Source organism: Aestuariicoccus sp. MJ-SS9, from assembly GCF_032586235.1.
GTDB lineage: Bacteria > Pseudomonadota > Alphaproteobacteria > Rhodobacterales > Rhodobacteraceae > Aestuariicoccus.
In genome coordinates this window covers 1-17,682 of the sequence record NZ_JAWHTD010000062.1, presented here as the reverse complement: position 1 = coordinate 17,682, position 17,682 = coordinate 1, and the positions used below count along the sequence as shown (strand labels likewise).

14 protein-coding genes and 3 pseudogenes are annotated in these 17,682 nt (G+C 61.7%); 13 read left to right on the top strand and 4 right to left on the bottom strand.

Features of this window, described 5'->3' with window-relative positions:
- Positions 1-92: 92 nt before the first annotated feature.
- Complete coding sequence (locus RXV88_RS21690; RefSeq protein ID WP_316295675.1) at positions 93-1,064, bottom strand: helix-turn-helix transcriptional regulator; 972 nt, start codon at positions 1,062-1,064, stop codon at positions 93-95.
- 443 nt (positions 1,065-1,507) lie between these two features.
- Between RXV88_RS21690 and RXV88_RS21685 the strand changes: the two genes are divergently transcribed.
- From RXV88_RS21685 to RXV88_RS21660, 6 genes are all read left to right on the top strand, one after another.
- Positions 1,508-3,091 (top strand): ABC transporter substrate-binding protein, encoded by a 1,584-nt coding sequence (locus tag RXV88_RS21685; protein ID WP_316295672.1) that lies wholly within the window; start codon positions 1,508-1,510, stop codon positions 3,089-3,091.
- Between the two features lie 165 nt (positions 3,092-3,256).
- On the top strand, positions 3,257-4,825 hold the full coding sequence (locus RXV88_RS21680; RefSeq protein ID WP_316295670.1) for an ABC transporter substrate-binding protein: 1,569 nt from the start codon (positions 3,257-3,259) through the stop codon (positions 4,823-4,825).
- Positions 4,826-4,909: 84 nt separating this feature from the next.
- Positions 4,910-5,893 carry an ABC transporter permease gene (locus RXV88_RS21675; protein ID WP_316295668.1) on the top strand — a complete coding sequence of 328 codons (984 nt, stop codon included), beginning with the start codon at positions 4,910-4,912 and terminating at the stop codon, positions 5,891-5,893.
- Position 5,894: 1 nt separating this feature from the next.
- The gene (locus RXV88_RS21670) at positions 5,895-6,857 is read left to right on the top strand and encodes an ABC transporter permease (RefSeq protein WP_316295666.1); all 963 of its coding nucleotides are present in this window, start codon (positions 5,895-5,897) and stop codon (positions 6,855-6,857) included.
- On the top strand, positions 6,854-7,828 hold the full coding sequence (locus tag RXV88_RS21665; RefSeq protein WP_316295664.1) for an ABC transporter ATP-binding protein: 975 nt from the start codon (positions 6,854-6,856) through the stop codon (positions 7,826-7,828). Before RXV88_RS21670 ends, RXV88_RS21665 begins: the two co-directional genes overlap by 4 nt.
- Positions 7,825-8,790, top strand: a complete 966-nt coding sequence (locus tag RXV88_RS21660; protein ID WP_316295662.1) for an oligopeptide/dipeptide ABC transporter ATP-binding protein — start codon at positions 7,825-7,827, stop codon at positions 8,788-8,790. The genes RXV88_RS21665 and RXV88_RS21660 overlap by 4 nt, the downstream gene beginning before the upstream one ends.
- Positions 8,791-9,380: 590 nt before the next feature.
- Here the strand turns inward: RXV88_RS21660 and RXV88_RS21655 are convergent.
- Positions 9,381-10,037: a GntR family transcriptional regulator gene (locus RXV88_RS21655; protein WP_316295660.1), complete on the bottom strand. Its 657-nt coding sequence runs from the start codon at positions 10,035-10,037 to the stop codon at positions 9,381-9,383.
- A 113-nt stretch (positions 10,038-10,150) separates the two neighbouring features.
- Here RXV88_RS21655 and RXV88_RS21650 point away from each other — a divergent pair, with 113 nt between their 5' ends.
- The 7 genes and pseudogenes from RXV88_RS21650 to RXV88_RS21620 all read left to right on the top strand — a co-directional run bounded on the left by RXV88_RS21650 (position 10,151) and on the right by RXV88_RS21620 (position 15,434).
- On the top strand, positions 10,151-10,444 hold the full coding sequence (locus tag RXV88_RS21650) for a ribbon-helix-helix domain-containing protein (RefSeq protein WP_316295658.1): 294 nt from the start codon (positions 10,151-10,153) through the stop codon (positions 10,442-10,444).
- A gap of 108 nt (positions 10,445-10,552) precedes the next feature.
- Positions 10,553-10,948, top strand: coding sequence for a VOC family protein (locus tag RXV88_RS21645; RefSeq protein WP_316295656.1), 396 nt, complete (start codon positions 10,553-10,555; stop codon positions 10,946-10,948).
- 20 nt (positions 10,949-10,968) lie between these two features.
- Complete coding sequence (locus RXV88_RS21640; protein WP_316295654.1) at positions 10,969-11,493, top strand: twin-arginine translocation signal domain-containing protein; 525 nt, start codon at positions 10,969-10,971, stop codon at positions 11,491-11,493.
- 21 nt (positions 11,494-11,514) lie between these two features.
- A complete protein-coding gene (locus RXV88_RS21635) occupies positions 11,515-13,086 on the top strand; it encodes a GMC family oxidoreductase (RefSeq protein ID WP_316295651.1) in 1,572 nt (523 codons plus the stop codon).
- Positions 13,087-13,161: 75 nt separating this feature from the next.
- Positions 13,162-13,974, top strand: coding sequence for a class II aldolase/adducin family protein (locus tag RXV88_RS21630; protein ID WP_316295649.1), 813 nt, complete (start codon positions 13,162-13,164; stop codon positions 13,972-13,974).
- Positions 13,975-14,019: 45 nt separating this feature from the next.
- A complete protein-coding gene (locus RXV88_RS21625) occupies positions 14,020-14,349 on the top strand; it encodes a hypothetical protein (RefSeq protein WP_316295647.1) in 330 nt (109 codons plus the stop codon).
- A gap of 452 nt (positions 14,350-14,801) precedes the next feature.
- Positions 14,802-15,434: pseudogene (locus tag RXV88_RS21620) on the top strand (transposase).
- Between the two features lie 524 nt (positions 15,435-15,958).
- Here RXV88_RS21620 and RXV88_RS21615 read toward each other — a convergent pair.
- A pseudogene (locus RXV88_RS21615) lies at positions 15,959-17,179 on the bottom strand (transposase).
- A gap of 24 nt (positions 17,180-17,203) precedes the next feature.
- A pseudogene (locus RXV88_RS21610) lies at positions 17,204-17,682 on the bottom strand (hypothetical protein); the annotation flags it as partial.

Below are 17,682 nucleotides of genomic sequence, written 5' to 3'. Positions count from 1 at the left end.
GCAGGGTTTTCAATGGAATCCTATGAAACCCTGCAGGCCAAAGCCAACAAAATAAGACATTTCTCACATAAATTCAGAGCGTTGGGCGTTGTTCAGACCCGACAACTTAGCGTCTCATGTGGGGTTTCCCCATAGACCGCTCGGTAGCGCGATGCAAAACGGCCGAGATGAACGAACCCGCAATCATGCGCAACCGATGAAACCGTGTCTCCCCGGATCGGCATCAAAAGACGGGTCCGCGCAGCTTCAAGTCTGAGGGTGGACAGAAAAAGCGACGGACTGACACCCCGGTATGTCTTGAACGCTCGCTGCAAGGTGCGCGTGTCGACCCGAAGTTCGGCGGCGACATCCGCAATGGAAATCGGTTCGGCGAACCTTGCCTCGAATATGCCCTCACAGGCCTGAACAAGCCTGAAGGAGTGCGAGACGTTCTTCAAAACAGGTTCTGCGTATCCGGAGCAAGAGAACAGTTCCGCAATGTGATCACTCAAAAGGCTCTCGAACAGCCGGGCGCGGCGCGGAGACAAATTGGCGACGCCACGCACGAAGAATTCCTGATGGGCGTAGACCAGAAAGCTCCGCATCGACCTTGCGGCAGCCAGCGACTCCTCGGTGACGATCTGACCGTCGACCTCTCTCAACCGAAGACCATGCGCCGCCAGAAGGCGTTCCGCCGCGTCCGTTGAGACGAAGCAGGATATTCCCTGGCTCAGGCGGCTTTCCGGATTTTCGATCAGCTGGATGTTCATCGGGCCCGGATGGCCAAGAACGACCGCATCGGCTCCAACCACGATTTCATCGCCATTCAATGACCGCCGCAAATGGCCTTCGAACAAGGTATCAATCGAGTAGAATGGAAGGTTTGCGATTGAGAACCTGTGGCCGGTCGAGGCATACGCGTGCAACGTCAACTGGCTGTTCGGAAATACACAGCTTTTAAGTGTCACCTCTGAAGCCGTGTTCTCGCCAATGTCGAAGCCGAACACTCCCATTTCCGACAGAACTGTGTTTCGGGCTTCATCCAAGTTCGACGGATCGATCCGGAGCGTGGATATTTCAGTCACGTCGGTCTCTCAGTTGCTGTTGATCAACACGATATCTTGGCGAGCTCGGCTCTTGTCGATTAAGCAATGTAGATTGGCACTCAACTGCTTCCAACTTAGACGTGACCTTTGCGCGTTCCGCCAGAGCCTCGGACCACTGGCGTGAGATCGTGTCGGCCTGAGGACGCATTCCGAAGGTGCTGATGGCTAAACTGAGTGGCCGCGACAGTGCCGGTAGGCGGCGTTGCCGATGATTTGGGCCCCGAAGCTTTTGCCGAGGTCGGCGTTCAAATCGATCTGCGCCCTGGGGCCTCCGGTCAGATTTCCGTGACTGACTGGACCGTTCCGTTCGCCTTGTCACGTGCGACTGGTGACGCAGCGTACGCTGCGCCTAGGCACGTCTTGTGCATCCGGCTGAATTGTAAAAGGATGGCGCCATAAAAAAACCAATCTGGGAGTCCTTCATGAAATACGCATCCAAGGCCATGCTTCTGGCCACCGTGGCGGCGCTTGCCGCCACCCCGTTAAGCGCGGAAACACTGCGCTGGGCCAGCGCGGGCGATGCGCTGACACTCGATCCGCATTCGCAGAACGAGGGCCAGACCCATACCATCCGCCACCAGATGTACGAGCCGCTCATCATCCGCGACGTGACCGGCGCGTTCGAGCCGGCGCTTGCCACCGACTGGGCGCCGAGCGCAGACAATCCGAATATCTGGGTGTTCAACCTGCGCCAGGACGTCAAGTTCCATAACGGCAACGACTTCACCGCCGAGGACGTTGTGTTCAGCTACGAGCGCGCCAAGACCGAAACCTCGGACATGAAGGAGCTTCTGAACTCCATCGTCGAGATCCGCGCGGTCGATGACTACACCGTGGAAATGGTCACCGACGGTCCGAACCCGATCCTGCCGGCGAACCTCACCGACCTGTTCATCATGGACAAGGACTGGTCGGAGGAAAACAACACCGTGAAGGTGCAGGACTTTGAGGGCGGCGAGATCACCTACGCCACCACGAACGTCAACGGCACCGGTGCCTACAAGCTCGTAAGCCGCGAACCCGACGTGCGCACGATGATGCAGCGCAACGAAGAGTATTGGGGGCGCGAGCAGTTCCCGATGGGCTTCTCCGAGCTTATTCACACCCCGATCCAGAATGCTGCGACCCGCGTAGCGGCACTGCTTTCCGGCGAAATCGACTTCATGCAGGACGTGCCGGTGCAGGACCTCGAGCGGATCGCCGGTGCGGACGGCACCACGGTCAAGCAGGCTCCGGAAAACCGGGTGATCTTTTTCGGGATGAACCAGGGGGCCGACGATATCGAGGCCGACAACATCGAAGGCGCGAACCCGCTGGCTGATGTCCGTGTGCGCCGCGCAATGTCGATGGCGATCAACCGCGATGCGATCCAGCAGGTCGTCATGCGCGGCCAGTCGCAGCCCGCCGGCATGATCTCGCCGCCGTTCGTCAACGGCTGGACCGCCGAGATGGACGCCGAGTCGAAGACCGATATCGAGGCCGCCAAGGCACTCATGGCCGAAGCCGGATACGCCGATGGCTTCTCGATCCGGCTCGACTGCCCGAACGACCGCTACAACAACGATGAAGCGATCTGCCAGGCCGCCGTCGGCATGCTCGGCCAGATCGGGATCGAAGTGAATCTCGATGCGATCCCGAAGGCCCAGCACTTCCCGAAGATCACTGACGGCAAGACCGACTTCTACATGCTCGGCTGGGGTGTTCCGACCTACGACTCGGAATACATCTTCAACTTCCTCGTGCATGGTCGGGAAACCGGAATCGGAACGTGGAACGGGACGGGATTCGACAACGACGAGATTGACGCCAAGATCATCTCGCTGGCGTCGAACACCGATCTCGAGGCGCGCAACGCCGACATCGCCGACATCTGGCGGGTGGTGCAGGAAGAGCAGCTCTACATCCCGATCCACCACCAGGTCATCAACTGGGCGATGAAGGACGGTCTTACCATCGAGGTCGATCCCGAGAACCAGCCGATGATGAAATATTTCGGAGGCAATTGAGGCTCCTGATCGTAGCCTCAGAAGCCTTGAGGCCGTCCGGGGGGACCTGGGCGGCTTCTTACGATTGTGGCCCTCACAATGCGGTGAACGGGTTGAGTTGCGCGCGACGTGCTGTCACACCATTCGGAGACCTCCGCAAAAAGGGGGCCACTTGGGAGAAAAGACATGAGACCAATCCTTCCCCTTTTCCTTGCTGGGGCTGTTGTGGCGGGTGCCGCGACAGCAGAGGAATTCCGCTGGGCCGGGCAGACCGACCCGCAGACGATGGACCCCCACGCGGTAAGCTCCGCGCCGGTTCTGGGCTTCCTCAACAACATCTATGACGGGCTTGTGCGCATGTCGAAGGACATGACGCTGGAGCCGTCGCTGGCCGAATCCTGGGACCCGATCGGGGAGGGAGAGGGCTGGCGTTTCATCCTCCGCCAGGGCGTCACTTTCCACGACGGCGCGACCTTCGATGCCGACGACGTGCTGTTCGCCTACGAGCGGGCGTCGGACGAAAGCTCGGACGTGCGAAGCTGGTTTTCGCCTGTGAAGGAGTTTCGCGTGGTCGACGACTACACCGTCGAGATCTACACCAATGCGCCGAACCCGCTCTTTCCCGCCTCCATCGCCAACTGGATGATGATGGACAGGGGCTGGGCCGAGGCGAACAACGCCGAAAGGCCAGATAAGGAAAACGGTAACTACGCCACGCTCAACGCCAACGGCACCGGGGCCTTCATGATCGAAGACCGCCAGCCGGGGCTGACAACCACCCTGGTCCCGAACCCCGACTGGTGGGATGAGGCAGAGCACAACATCACCCGCGCGACCTTCACCCCGATCCAGAACCCCGCGACCGCCGTGGCCGCACTTCTGTCGGGTGACGTGGATTTCGTCGAACCGGTGCCGATCCAGGATGCCGCGCGGCTCGAGTCCACGGACGGTGTCGAAGTGATCAGGGGCGTCGAGACCCGTTCGATCATGCTCGGGTTCTCGCATGAGGCCGATACGCTGAAATACGGTGCGAGTGCCGGGGCCCCGAACCCGTTTCAGGACGTGCGTGTGCGCGAGGCGGTGGCCAAGGCGATCAACGTCGATGCCATTCTCCAGACGATCTGGCGCGGCAACGCCCAGCCCGCGAGCCAGCTCGTACCGCCGCAGCTTTCAGGTTATTCAGCGGCCAACGACGCGCGTCCGGCCTACGACCCCGATGGCGCGCGCGCGCTTCTGGCCGAGGCAGGCTATGGCGAGGGCTTTGGATTCGGCCTGATGTGTCCGAACGACCGCTACCCCAACGACGAGGCGGTCTGCCAGGCGATCGTGGCCATGTTGGCGCAGATCGGCATCGACGCGGAACTCAACGCCATGCCGGTGTCGAACTACTGGCCCGAGCTCCGGGCCGACAATTTCGACATGTATCTCATCGGCTGGTCGCCGGGCGGCTCGCTCGACCACGAACACCCCTTGCGCTTCCTCGCCTCGACCCCGAACGAGGAAAAGCGCCTCGGGTCCTGGAACTTTGGCGGCTATTCGAACGCGCGGCTCGACGAGCTTCTGCCGTCGATCCTGTCCGAGATCGACCTGGCCAAGCGGCAGGCACTGCTTGATGAGGTGACGTCGATCTACCAGTCCGAGGTCGCCTATGTTCCGCTCTACGTCCAGCCGCTGACCTGGGGCGTGCGCGACAACATCGAACTGACGCAGCGGCCGGACAACTTCTTCATCCTGCGCTGGGTGACGGTGAACTGAGCGAAAAGCGAACGCCGCGACGGGGTTGACCCGCCGCGGCGGCGCGGGCCATCCTGGTCGCACAACGGGGAACAATAACACCACATGCTGGCATTCATTATCCGGCGGGTCGGACAGTCGATTCTGGTCCTGCTCATCGTGGGGCTGGTCGCCTTCTCGATGTTCCGTTTCGTCGGCGACCCGATCGACAACATGCTCGGGCAGGAACGCACGATGGAGGATGTCGAGCGGCTTCGCGCCCAGCTTGGCCTCGATCAGCCGTTTCCCGTACAATACTACCGCTTCCTCGAAGGGGCCATGCAGGGCAATTTGGGGGTCAGCTACAGGCAGGGACGCGAGGTTTCGGAGATCATTCTCGAACGCGCCCCGGCGACGCTGGAACTGGCGGCGGTGTCGGGCATTCTGGCAATCGTTTTCGGCATCGCGCTGGGCGTGTTCACAGCAATCCGACGAAACGGGGTGGCGGCGCACGTGATCATGGCAACCTCGCTGATCGGGGTGTCGCTGCCGACCTTCCTGATCGGGATCCTGCTGATCTATCTCTTCTCGGTGGAACTTGGGTGGCTGCCAAGTTTCGGGCGCGGTGAAGTCACCCGGATCGGCGAGACATGGACGACCGGATTCCTGACCGAAAGCGGCTTGAAGGCGCTGATCCTGCCGTCGATTACCCTGGGGCTCTACCAGATGACGCTGATCATGCGGCTCGTGCGATCCGAGATGCTGGAAGTGCTTCGGCAGGACTATATCCGCTTCGCCAGGGCGCGCGGGCTGAAGGACCGTGTAGTGAACTTCCGCCACGCCCTGAAGAACACCATGGTGCCGGTCGTTACGGTCATCGGTCTCCAGCTTGGCGCGATCATCGCCTTCGCGATCATCACCGAGACCGTGTTCCAGTGGCCCGGTGTCGGGCTTCTCTTCATCAACGCGATCCAGTTTGTCGATATTCCCGTGATGGCCGCCTACCTGATGCTGATCTCGGTGATGTTCGTCGGCATCAACCTTATCGTGGATATCCTTTACGTCTTCATCGACCCGAGGCTTCGGATCGAACGGACAGGGGGGCACTGAGATGGCCGAAGCGACAAACAAAGCCCCCGTGTCGACGGAACAAAAGGAAAAGAGCAACTGGCAACGGTTTCTTGAAAGCGACTTTATTTACTCGTTCAAGGGGTCGCCGATTGCCATGGTGTCCTTCGCGGTGGTCTGCATCCTTGTCCTGTCGGCGGTCTTTGCGCCGCTTATCGCCCCGACGAACCCCTTCAACCCGGCGAGCCTCAACCTGATGAACGGGTTCACGCCGCCGATGGAACCCAACGCCTTTACCGGCGAGAGCTTCCTCCTGGGCACCGACGACCAAGGCCGCGATGTGTTCTCTACCATTCTCTATGGGATGCGGATTTCGCTTTTCGTCGGGGCCGCGGCGGTGCTTTTCGCGATGGTGCTCGGGATCACGCTTGGGCTTTTGTCGGGCTACCTTGGCGGCTGGACCGAGACGATCATCATGCGCGTGGCGGACGTGCAGCTCACTTTCCCTTCGATCCTCGTCGCAATGCTGATCTTCGGTATTGCGAAGGGCGTCACGCCGGTCGAATACCGCGACCAGATGGCGATCTGGGTGCTCATCCTCGCGATCGGGCTGTCGGACTGGGTGCAGTTCGCCCGTGTGGTGCGAGGTGCGACGCTGGTGGAGAAGTCGAAGGACTATGTGGCCGCCGCGCGGCTGATCGGGCGGAAGCCTTGGGCGATCATGTTGCGGCACATCCTGCCCAATGTAATGGGCCCGGTGCTGGTGATTGCCACGATTTCGCTCGCCCTTGCGATCATCGCCGAGGCGACGCTGTCGTTCCTCGGCGTGGGTGCGCCGCCCACCCAACCCTCGCTGGGCACGCTTATCCGCATCGGACAGGGCTTCCTGTTCTCGGGCGAGTGGTGGATCCTGTTCTTCCCCGCCTGCACGCTTCTTGCACTGGCGCTGTCGGTCAATCTTCTTGGCGACTGGCTGCGCGATGCGCTTAATCCGAGGCTGAGATGAGCGATCCGGTTCTTTCCATCCGAAACCTCTCGGTCGACATCCCGACCCGGGCGGGCATCGTCAAACCTGTCGATGGCGTTAGCTACGACATCGCGCAGGGCGAAATCCTCGGCGTGGTTGGGGAATCCGGCGCGGGCAAGTCGATGGCCGGGAACGCCGTTATCGGCCTTCTTAACCCGCCCGCGCATATATCCGACGGGGAGATCTGGCTTAACGGCAAGCGGATCGATGCGCTCAGGGGCAACGCGATGCGGCGTCTGAGGGGCAAGGAGATCGGCATGGTTTTCCAGGACCCGCTGACCTCGCTCAATCCGCTTCTGACCGTGGGTGATCAGCTTGTCGAAACGATGCTGACCCATCTGCCGATTTCCAAGGCCGAGGCGAACCGCCGGGCGGTGGCGGCGCTGGGGGAAGTCGGGATTCCGGGCGCCGCAGAGCGGGTCGACAGCTATCCTCACGAGTTCTCGGGCGGGATGCGCCAGCGGGTCGTGATCGCGCTGGCGCTGTGCGCCGAGCCAAGCCTCGTGATCGCCGACGAGCCGACCACGGCGCTTGATGTTTCGGTACAGGCCCAGATCATCGCGCTTCTGAAGAAACTATGCCGGGAACGTGGCACCGCCGTGATGCTGATCACCCACGACATGGGCGTGATCGCCGAGACCGCCGACCGGGTGGCGGTGATGTATGCCGGGCGACTTGCCGAGCTTGGCCCGGTGCGCGAAGTGCTGACCCGGCCCGAGCATCCCTATACCTACGGCCTTATGGCCTCGACGCCGCTTGCCGCTGCCAGCCAGCGGCGGTTGCACCAGATCCCCGGGTCGATGCCGCGGCTTACCTCGGTGCCCGAGGGCTGCGCCTTCAATCCGCGTTGCGACCGGGCGACCGATAAGTGCCGTGCGGCGCCGGTGCCGCGCATCGAGCATGGGCGGGCGGCCTGCTGGCACCCGCTTCTGGCGGAGGCCGCCGAATGACCGCCTTTGTCTCCATCAGCAACCTTGTACGCCTGTTCGACGTCTCGAAACCCTGGCTCAACCGGGTGATCGAACGGCGCCCCAAGGCCTTCCTCACCGCGGTCTCGGAGGTCGATTTCGAGATCGAGGAGCGCACGACCTATGCTCTTGTCGGCGAGAGCGGGTCGGGCAAGTCGACCATCGGCCGGATGATCGTGGGGCTTTTGAACCCCTCGGGCGGGCAGGTGCTGATCGAGGGGGTGAACCTTGCCAGCGAGACCGACCCGGCCAAGGTCGACGCGGTGCGCTCGGACATCCAGATGATCTTTCAGGATCCCTATGCCTCGCTCAACCCGCGCTGGCGGGTGCGCGACATCATCGCCGAGCCGGTGGCCGCGCGGGGCGGAAAAACCGAGGGGCTGGCAGAGCGGCTTCTCGAACAGGTGGGGCTGCACCCGAGCGACGCGGGCAAGTTCCCGCACGAGTTTTCCGGCGGTCAGCGCCAGCGCATCTGCATCGCCCGGGCGCTGGCCTCGGAACCGCGGCTGATCGTCTGTGACGAGCCGACCTCAGCGCTCGACGTGTCGGTGCAGGCGCAGGTGCTGAACCTGATGAGCGATCTCAAGGACGAGTTCGGCCTGACCTACCTTCTCATCACCCACGACCTGACCGTGGTGCGGCATATGGCCGACCGGATCGGGGTGCTTTACCTTGGTCGCCTCGTCGAGGAAGCCGACCCGAAGTCGCTTTTCGACGACCCCAAGCACCCCTACACACAGATGCTCCTCGACGCCGCGCCCAAGATGGACGGGTTCGGCCGCGAGGTGCCGCCGCCGCAGGGAGAAATTCCCGACCCGATCGCGCCGCCGCCGGGCTGCGCCTTCCACCCGCGCTGCTCGATCGCGACGGACATCTGCCGCCAGGAGCGTCCGCGGATGCGCGACATCCGCGGCGCGCGGGTGGCTTGCCACCTCGCGGAATAGCGCCTGTTTTTCAGGGAAGGATCGTCAGCCAGAGCCAGGCGGTGATCAACTGGGCTGCGATGGAGACGAGCACCGATGACGGCACTGTCACGGCAACTCGGGTTGGCTGTCAGCACCTTCTGAATGCGTCCTCAGGCCGCCACGATCTCACGCCAGTGGTCCGAGAGGCCCTGGCGCGAAGGATTTTCAGTGTGCGGCGAGAAATCAGATGGCGTTGGACGTTGAAGTGGTTTGAGATAGCGGCGTGCGCGGACAGGAAGCGCCGAGCCGTAATGCGTACTTCGCGGATCGCATCCAAACGTGCCATACTATGTCCAACAAGCACATCAACCTGCTGCAACTTCTGAACTATTTCCTCTGGCTTGCGTCTTTTGTTTTCCATTCTCTGTCGTCCGATTCCTGAACATAACGGTGGACCAATTCAGATGGGGGGGCTCAAAGCCGCCGTTTGAGCAAGTCTCTGCGGTTCTGACGGTTGCTTACGGTCGTACTGCGGTCATCTGATCATTTTGCTCAGATGGATTGGAAGCGCCCAGAGCGGCCGGTCATAGACCATGATTTTTCCAGTCCAGTAGACACTACGCGAACGACTAATACTCTGAGAGCAGCGCCGCAGTTTTTTCCTGAGCGCGTTCTATGTGCTGTCTCATTTCGTGCTCGGCACCTTCCACATCGCCGCGCATCAACGCGGCAATGATCCTGTCATGTTCCTCCCAAGAGGTTTTCGACGCGACACCCCGGCGGAGCACGACACCCATCGAACGGCGGATGTGATTCCAGTTTGTTCTCATGGTGTCCCGGATGGCTGGGTTGCCGGCCCAGCCATAGATCATCTCATGGAATTCGTAGTCCAAGTTGATCTGCAAACTGACGTCGTTCGATGCGACGGCGGCCCAGCCACGCTTGAGCATATCCTGCGCTTGCTTTGCTGCATCGGCTGGCTTGCGTAGATGGGCAAGACGGATGGCAAAAGGTTCAAGGACAGTTCGGAGTTCAAAGATGGACAGGAATTGGTCAACGCTGATCTGCGTGACAACGACGCCCCGACGCCCTGTGTCCTCGACGAATCCGTTCGCCTTCAAAACTGAAATCGCGCTGTTGACGGGTTGCCGCGAAACTTGGAGGCGGTCGGCGATGTCGTCTTGATTCAGCCTTTGCCCAGGCTCGAATTCACCGGAACAAATAGCGTTGAGCAAAATGTCATGTGTCTGCTCTGACAGAGTTTTCGGCGGCTTGATCGCATCCATGAACGGACTCCCAGTACGGCACGTAAAGCACAGGCCACCGTGCAGTTCTAGACATGTTTCTGAATTTCGTATACGAAATACCATATGCTTATGGCTATCGAGGGAGGAAGGCCATGTGTGAAGTTTTCGCAGGACAAGACCCTGAAAGATATTGTTCCACGACACGCCGTCTGCGCCTGAACGGGCAAAGCACATCGATTCGGCTGGAGAACGCATTTTGGGCAACCTTGGATGACATCGCTGCGCGCGACGGTGTGACGACCCCTGTTTTCATTTCCACACTGCACTCCGAGGTCTTGGAGCGCCGGGGAGAGCCGTCGAATTTCACGTCGCTGTTGCGGTGTGCCTGCCTGAAATTCATGGAGATCTCCTGCTCCGAGCCGGCCACTGCAATCGCCGCCGAATAAGGAAGATCCTGCACCCAAAAACCTTGCGGGTAGTAATCGCATACTACCCGGCCCCACTGGTCCCTCAGCTATCCTGCAACTCGACACTACAGATTGCAGGAGCGCACCTTGGCCAAACAGATACACTCCATGATCCGCGTCCTAGACGAGGATCGTTCCGTTCAATTCTACGACACTGCCTTCGGATTGAAAGTTGCTGACAGGCTGGATTTTCCAACCTTCACGCTGATCTATCTCAGCAACCCGGAAACCGAGTTCGAGCTCGAGCTGACCGTGAACAAGGATCAGACCGAGCCCTACGAACTGGGCAATGGCTATGGCCATCTTGCGGTATCGGTCGACGACCTGGATGCCGAGCACGCCCGCTTTGAAGCCGAAGGTCTGGCCCCTCGCAAACTCGTAGACTTCGCACCCGCCGGCGAGACCGTCGCGCGGTTCTTTTTCGTGGCCGATCCCGACGGGTACCAGATCGAGGTGCTCCAGCGCGGTGGTCGGTTCAAATGACATCAATGGGAGGAATAATGATGTCTGATATTGTCAGCCCCAAGGGGCTTACACGGCGCCAGCTCTTGTCGCGGGCGACCGCTGCGGGCGCATCCTTCGTGGTCGGCTCAGGCTTTCTGGCCGCACCGAACGGCGCATGGGCGATGCAAACCACGGCCCTTAAGCCTGAAACGATGGCAACGCTGGTGCAGATGGCCCGGGATATCTATCCGCACGATCAGGTCGCGGACGAGTATTACGTCCTGGCCGTCAAGGGCTACGACACGCCGGCCGCCGCAGAGGCTTTGGAGGCAGGTGTGGCAGCGCTGAACGCGGCGGCTCAAGGCAAGGGCCATGCCAGCTATCTCGACGCCGGATGGGAGCGAGACCGGGTCGACATCCTGCGCGGCATGGAGGACAGCGCGTTCTTCCAACAGATCCGCGGCGGGCTGGTCACCGGCCTTTATAACCAGAAAGCGGTCTGGCCGATCTTTGGCTACGAGGGCGCGTCCTTCGAATATGGCGGCTACATCGATCGCGGTTTCAACGACATCAACTGGCTTTGAGCCATAGCGGAGGACAGACTTATGGCTGCACCATTTGATCTGAACGACGACAATGTGGTCGTCATCATCGGCACCGGCGCAGGCGGCGGTGTTCTGGCAAACGAACTGGCCCAAAAGGGCGTAAGCGTGGTTTCCCTGGAGGCTGGCGGGCGTCACTACCCGGAAGACTTCATCAACGACGAATGGGATAGTTTCGGCCAGCTGGCGTGGCTGGACCCGCGGACAACGTCGGGTGACTGGCGGGTTGCCAAGGATTTCTCCGGTCTGCCCGCGTGGATTGTGAAATCGGTCGGCGGCACGACTCAGCACTGGGCCGGCGCGTCGCTGCGCTTTCAGGACCATGAATGGAAGGCTGCAACGACCTACGGCAATGTGCAGGGGGCGAGCCTGCTCGACTGGCCGATCGACCCTGCCGAAATGGACCCGTGGTACACCAAGGCAGAAGACAAGCTCGGAGTGACCCACACCGGCGACCGTCCGGGGCTGCCGGGCAACAACAACTACAAGGTGTTCGAGAAAGGCGCCAAGGCGCTCGGATACCAGAATGTGCATACGGGCCGCATGGCGATCAATTCGGACGACAAGCGTGATCGTCTGATGTGTCAGCAAACGGGCTTTTGCTTCCAAGGCTGCAAATGGGGCGCGAAATGGTCGGCAGGCTATGTCGACATTCCCGAAGGCGAGGCCACCGGCAATCTCGAAGTTCGCTCCGAATGCCACGTCGCCCGTATCCTGCACAACGACGCTGGCAAGGTCACGGGCGTCGAGTATTTCGACAAGGATGGCAATCTGCACATGCAGAGGGCGCGCATCGTTTGCGTGGCGGGTAACTCATTTGAAAGCCCGCGCCTGCTGCTCAACTCGGCCTCGTCGATGTTCCCGGACGGGCTTGCCAACAGCTCGGGTCAGGTCGGGCGCAACTACATGCGTCACATGACCGGTTCCGTCTATGGCGTTTTCGACAAGCCTGTGAAGATGTGGCGTGGCACTACGATGGCCGGCATCATTCAGGATGAGGCGCGGCACGATCCGTCCCGCGGCTTCGTGGGCGGCTACGAGCTTGAAACGCTCAGCCTCGGTCTTCCGTTCATGGCCGCCTTCCTCGATCCGGGTGCGTGGGGCCGCGAGTTTACATCCGCGCTCGACCAGTACGAGAACATGGCCGGGATGTGGATCGTGGGCGAGGACATGCCGCAGGAAACCAACCGCGTCACGCTCAACCATGACGTCAAGGACCAGTGGGGCCTGCCTGTCGCCAACGTTCATTTCGATGATCACCCCAATGACATCGCGATGCGCAACCATGCCTACAAGCAGGGTCAGGCTATCTACGAAGCGGTTGGAGCGACCCGGACCTTCCCGACGCCGCCTTATCCCTCGACGCATAACCTCGGCACGAACCGCATGTCGGAAAACGCCCGCGATGGGGTTGTCAACAGATGGGGTCAGACCCACGACATCGCGAACCTGTTCGTCTCGGACGGCTCGCAGTTCACCACCGGCGCGGCGGAAAACCCGACGTTGACCATCGTGGCGCTGGCGATCCGGCAGGCAGACCACATCGCGCGTGAGATGAGTGCGCAAAACATCTAAGCCAACGGGTGGCGCCCCTCTGCAAGGGGCGCCGTTCCTCTCAACACCTTTATATTTCAGGAAAATAATATCCTCATGCTCGATCTCGGCAAACGCGTCTCTATCTATCAGCCCGAGCAGGAGGGATTGATCTTCCCAGAACTGCCCGCGTTTCAATCCGTCGAAGACGAGCGACGTCACCGCAAGGAACGGCTCGTCGCGGCCTGCCGCGCCTTCGCTCAGCAAGGGTTCGATTATGGCTTTGCAGGCCACCTGACGGTGCGCGATCCAGGGCGCCCGGAACTCTACTGGACGAACCCGATGTGCATCCATTTCGACAAGGTGAAGATGTCGAACCTGATCCTCGTTGACCACGAAGGCACTGTCATCGAGGGGGAGTATGCGGTGAACCGCGCAGGCTTCGTTCTGCACGCCAACGTGCATGAAGAACATCCCGACATCATCGCCATGTGCCACGCGCACACCACGTACGGCACCGCGTGGTGTGCAACGGGCCGCCCGATCGAGCCGATCACGCAGGACGCCTGCGCCTTCTTCGAGGATCACGTCGTGATCGGAGAGCAGGGCGGACAGGTCGCTGTCGAGAACCACGCAGGTTCGGACGTCGCCAAAGCGTTCAAGGGCGTAAAGGCCGCGCTGCATCAAAACCATGGCCTGCTGACGGCGAGCCGCCACAGCATCGAGTCCGCGGCCTTCTGGTTCATCGCGCTTGAGCGGTGCTGCAAACAACAGCTCGACATTTCCGCTTCAGGGATCGAACCCATCCGCATTCCGGACGACCGAGCACGCTACAGCCGCGAACATGTGGGCAGTGAGTATATCGGATGGCTGCACTTCCAGACAATCTGGAACCAGTTGGTCATCGACCAGCCGGGCATGTTCGATTAATCCTTTCAGGCCAAAACACGTCCGCTTTAGTTGAGGCCAAAACCTGTGACACCCCAAGCATTTGATCGGATCTGCAAGAAAGAGGGCTACGGCGCACCCAAACAGGTGCGTTTCGAAGCGCTGGCCCGCAGCGCGCCACACGTTCACGATCAAGTGTCTTTCGTCTATTTTCTGGAAGGTGAATTCATCCTCAATCCAGCAGATGGCGCCCCACGTTATCTTGCGGGCAAGACCTGTTTTATGGAAAAGAATATCGAACATGCCGAAGAGGCGGGTAAAGACGGCGCGGTGACCCTCGTCACTCGGAAATGGCAATTCGGCAAATGTTTCCAAGATCCAGCCGTGCGCCCGGTCCCGCGGCAACATCCTCTTTAATCGTGTAGGTGAGCAAGCGACTATTGACAGCCCAAATCCAGGAAACGCGCCGGCGCGTCATACCAACTTCCTGAAGGTGAGCGCGCCGAGTTCACGGCGTTACAAAAAATGAGCGCGCCAGGTGGCCAGCCACAAGCGCGCTCTACCTCATCCGACGCTGCAAGGGCTTGTAGGTCCGGCACCCTCGCAAGACCGGTGTTTCTTTTGGAGAACGCCACTTCGGGCGACGTGGCAGCGTCAATTGGGAAGTTTTAAGTTTCGGGATGTTTGAGGAATTCGTTCTCTGCCCAACCCTCTACGCGAGGCGGATCCACCGAACTCGTCTTGCAGTTCTCTGCGCCAACAGAATAACGCCCGTTTTGTGCGCTTCTCGGACGCAGCGGGGTAATCCCCCCGATCTAAAAGGGGATGCGGAAATAGACTTTCTCGGCAGGATGACTGAGGGCATTCCGATGAAGACGACACGTTTTACCGAAGCTCAGATCATGGGCGTGCTGCGTCGGATAGAGGGCGGCGTGCCTGCTGCCGGGCTGTGCCGTGGGCACGGTATGAGCAGCGCCACACTGTACAAGTGTCGGGCGAAGCACGGGGGCATGGATGCGAGCCTGATCTCCGAGATGCAGGCGATGGCCGAAGAGAACCGGCGCCTGAAGCGGGAGAAGCCCGAAGCGCTGATGGTGCCGGGAGGTCTGGTCCATGGATTTCAGGGTGGATCGCCTTGGGGACGATCGCCAGTTCCGCCTGCTGAACGTTCTGGACGACTTCAACCGCCAAGGACTGGGCATCGAGATCGACGTCTCGCTGCCCGCCGAGCGGGTCGTCCGCGCCTTGAACCAAATCATCGAATGGCGTGGCGTCGCTGGGACAATTCGGGTCGAAAATGGCCCGGAAAGCCTCAGCAGAACGCCCATGTCGAGCGCTACAACCGGACGGTCCGGCACGAATGGCCGGACTTGTATGGTCTCGAAAGCATCGGGGAGGTCCGGCAGATTGCCACCGAGTGGCCCTGGTCCTACACCCATGAACGCCCCAACGCGGGCAATGGCGGGATTACACCCGCCCAGAAACCGAAGAAGGCGGCGTAAGTTCTACGACCAAGCCCCCGCAAAAAACGGTGGGATTACCAGAGCAACCTCGGCCGTGAATATGTTCTAAGAAAAGTGAGTCCGGGATCAAAAGGCGGGTGGTTTATTCAAACTTGCACTTTTGGAACGCGACGAAGGTCTCCTTTGACGGGTCGCACCGCAGCATGGAGGGTGGCCCCTGAAAGTCCACTAGGGTGAAGGTTTTCCGATGTGGGGTTTGGCTTGGGGTTGCGGTTTGGCGGGGGGCGGTGGGTGCCTCGCGAGGTGGAAGGCGCGATGCTGGGCGCTGTCTTTGGGGGAAAGCCTGCCGACGGTGGTTTTTTTGCGACAGTCGCGGGCGTGCTCGGGTTCGGGCACGAGGTTCCGGGCCCGGAGCTGACGTCAACGATCGCCGCGGCGCCGTGGCCTGCAAATCCCTGATGATGCCTTGATCCGGTGTGCTGCGGGTGATGGGGCAAACAGATGCCGGTCCGGCTGCGGGGTGCGAACCGGCAATGCGTCCGCCCTTGTCGGCGGGCGTGTCGTCATGCGGCCTGGTTCCGGGGAGGTGTGCGCGATCCGGGGACGTGGCCGCGCGGGAAGACTTCGACGATGCGCATTGGCCCGCCGCAGTCGGGGCATGGTTCCCTGAGCGTGAGGGGCGGCGCGGGATCGTGTTCTGCGGCCTCCGGGTGCGCGCGGCAGCGCCGTGCAGTGCCCTGATCCGCGCCATCTGGGCCTTTCTGCCCGCTTCGGCGGGGAGGCCGCAATGGCGGATGCGGTGAACGCGGTCAGGCAGGACATGGAGCGGGAAGCGGCGGATGAACGCGACCGTCTCGAGCCGCATCGCCTTTTGCCTGTTGCCATCCCTGATCCTGCAATCCTTCCAGCGAAAGACTGCCGCGCCGGCATCGGCGCTGTTCAGGCAGCGGTTCGAGATCGCCACCCGGTGAGTATACCGGCCGGGCCAAGAGAGCGCCGCCTGGGGTCCGCCGAAGGCCGGTCTGGCATTCACGACCCATTCGGACTTGCAGAGCGGCGCGAGGTATCCGGCAACGGCCTCTGTGTCGGCCAGACCGGCGAGGTCACCGAAGAAAGAGAGCCTGCCGGCGTCCTGTAGCGCCATCGGCCCTTCGATGAACAGGCGCCGGAACGGCCGTGACAACACCCGCATATGCCGAAGGAACCCCGACCTGCAGGCGACCCGCCGGGACCCATCCGGCGAGAGACATCCGCCCGGAACGATCGTGTGGATGTGAGGGCGATGGGTGAGTGCCGATCCCCAGGTACAGAGCACGCGGGCCATGCCGACGCGCCCGCCCGGGCGCCTGGGACCGGCGGCGACGGTCATGACCGTTTCCGCCGAAGCGCGGAACGGCACCCCGTAGAGCGCCCGCTTGTTCCGGAACGCGGTCCGCGCGATCTCGGCCGGCAGGGTGAAGACGACGTGGAAATACTCCACCGGCAGCAAGCCCTGGGCACGGGCCTCCATCCAGTCACGCGCGGCCGGCCCCTGGCACTTGGGACAGTGCCGGTTCTTGCACCTGTTGCAGGCGATATGCTGATGGCCGCATTCGGCGCAGGCCGCCACATGCCCGCCGAGCGCCTCGGTCCGGCAGGTCTCGATCGCCGACATGACCCTGGGCCGGGTAAGGCCGACACGCGCCGCATTGGCCCGCCGCCACGCGGGGCCGTCGTGCTGCAGGCACGCCTCTGGCGTGACGGGCGCGAAAGATGTCGGCGATCTCCAGCCTCGGCCGGGGCACCCCGGCACCCGGCCACTCCAGGCTTCGCTTCAGGGCCTGGTCCTGCAGCTTGGCCAGCACCTCGCAGGGGCTGAGCGTATCGCGGATCGTCCCGGTCGCGACATGGGTGTACCGCGCCGTCGTCGTCAGCCTGGCATGGCCGGGCGGAACCCGGATCACCCGCACATCCACCTGCCCGGCAGGCGATTGCAAAGCCATCTGCCGGGAGGGGGGGCTGGCCCCCGGCAGATGGGTGGCAAAGCTGTGGCGGAGCCTTTGCAGGGTCGCCGGTTTGCCGATCCCGGCCATGCATTGCCCGGCAGTGCATCACGAAGTGATGTCGCGAGAGCGTGCTTGGCCGAGGCTGACGCCCGGTTCAGCTGCCGCGGCGAGATCGGGTCGATCTTCGGCTTGCCCGGGAACGGCCAGCCTTCGGGCCGGGCCTCGCGCCACCGGTCGCGCAGCAGCTCCGGAGGGCCGGGTGACAGCATCGCCTTGCGATCCTTCCGGCCCTTGCGCTGTTC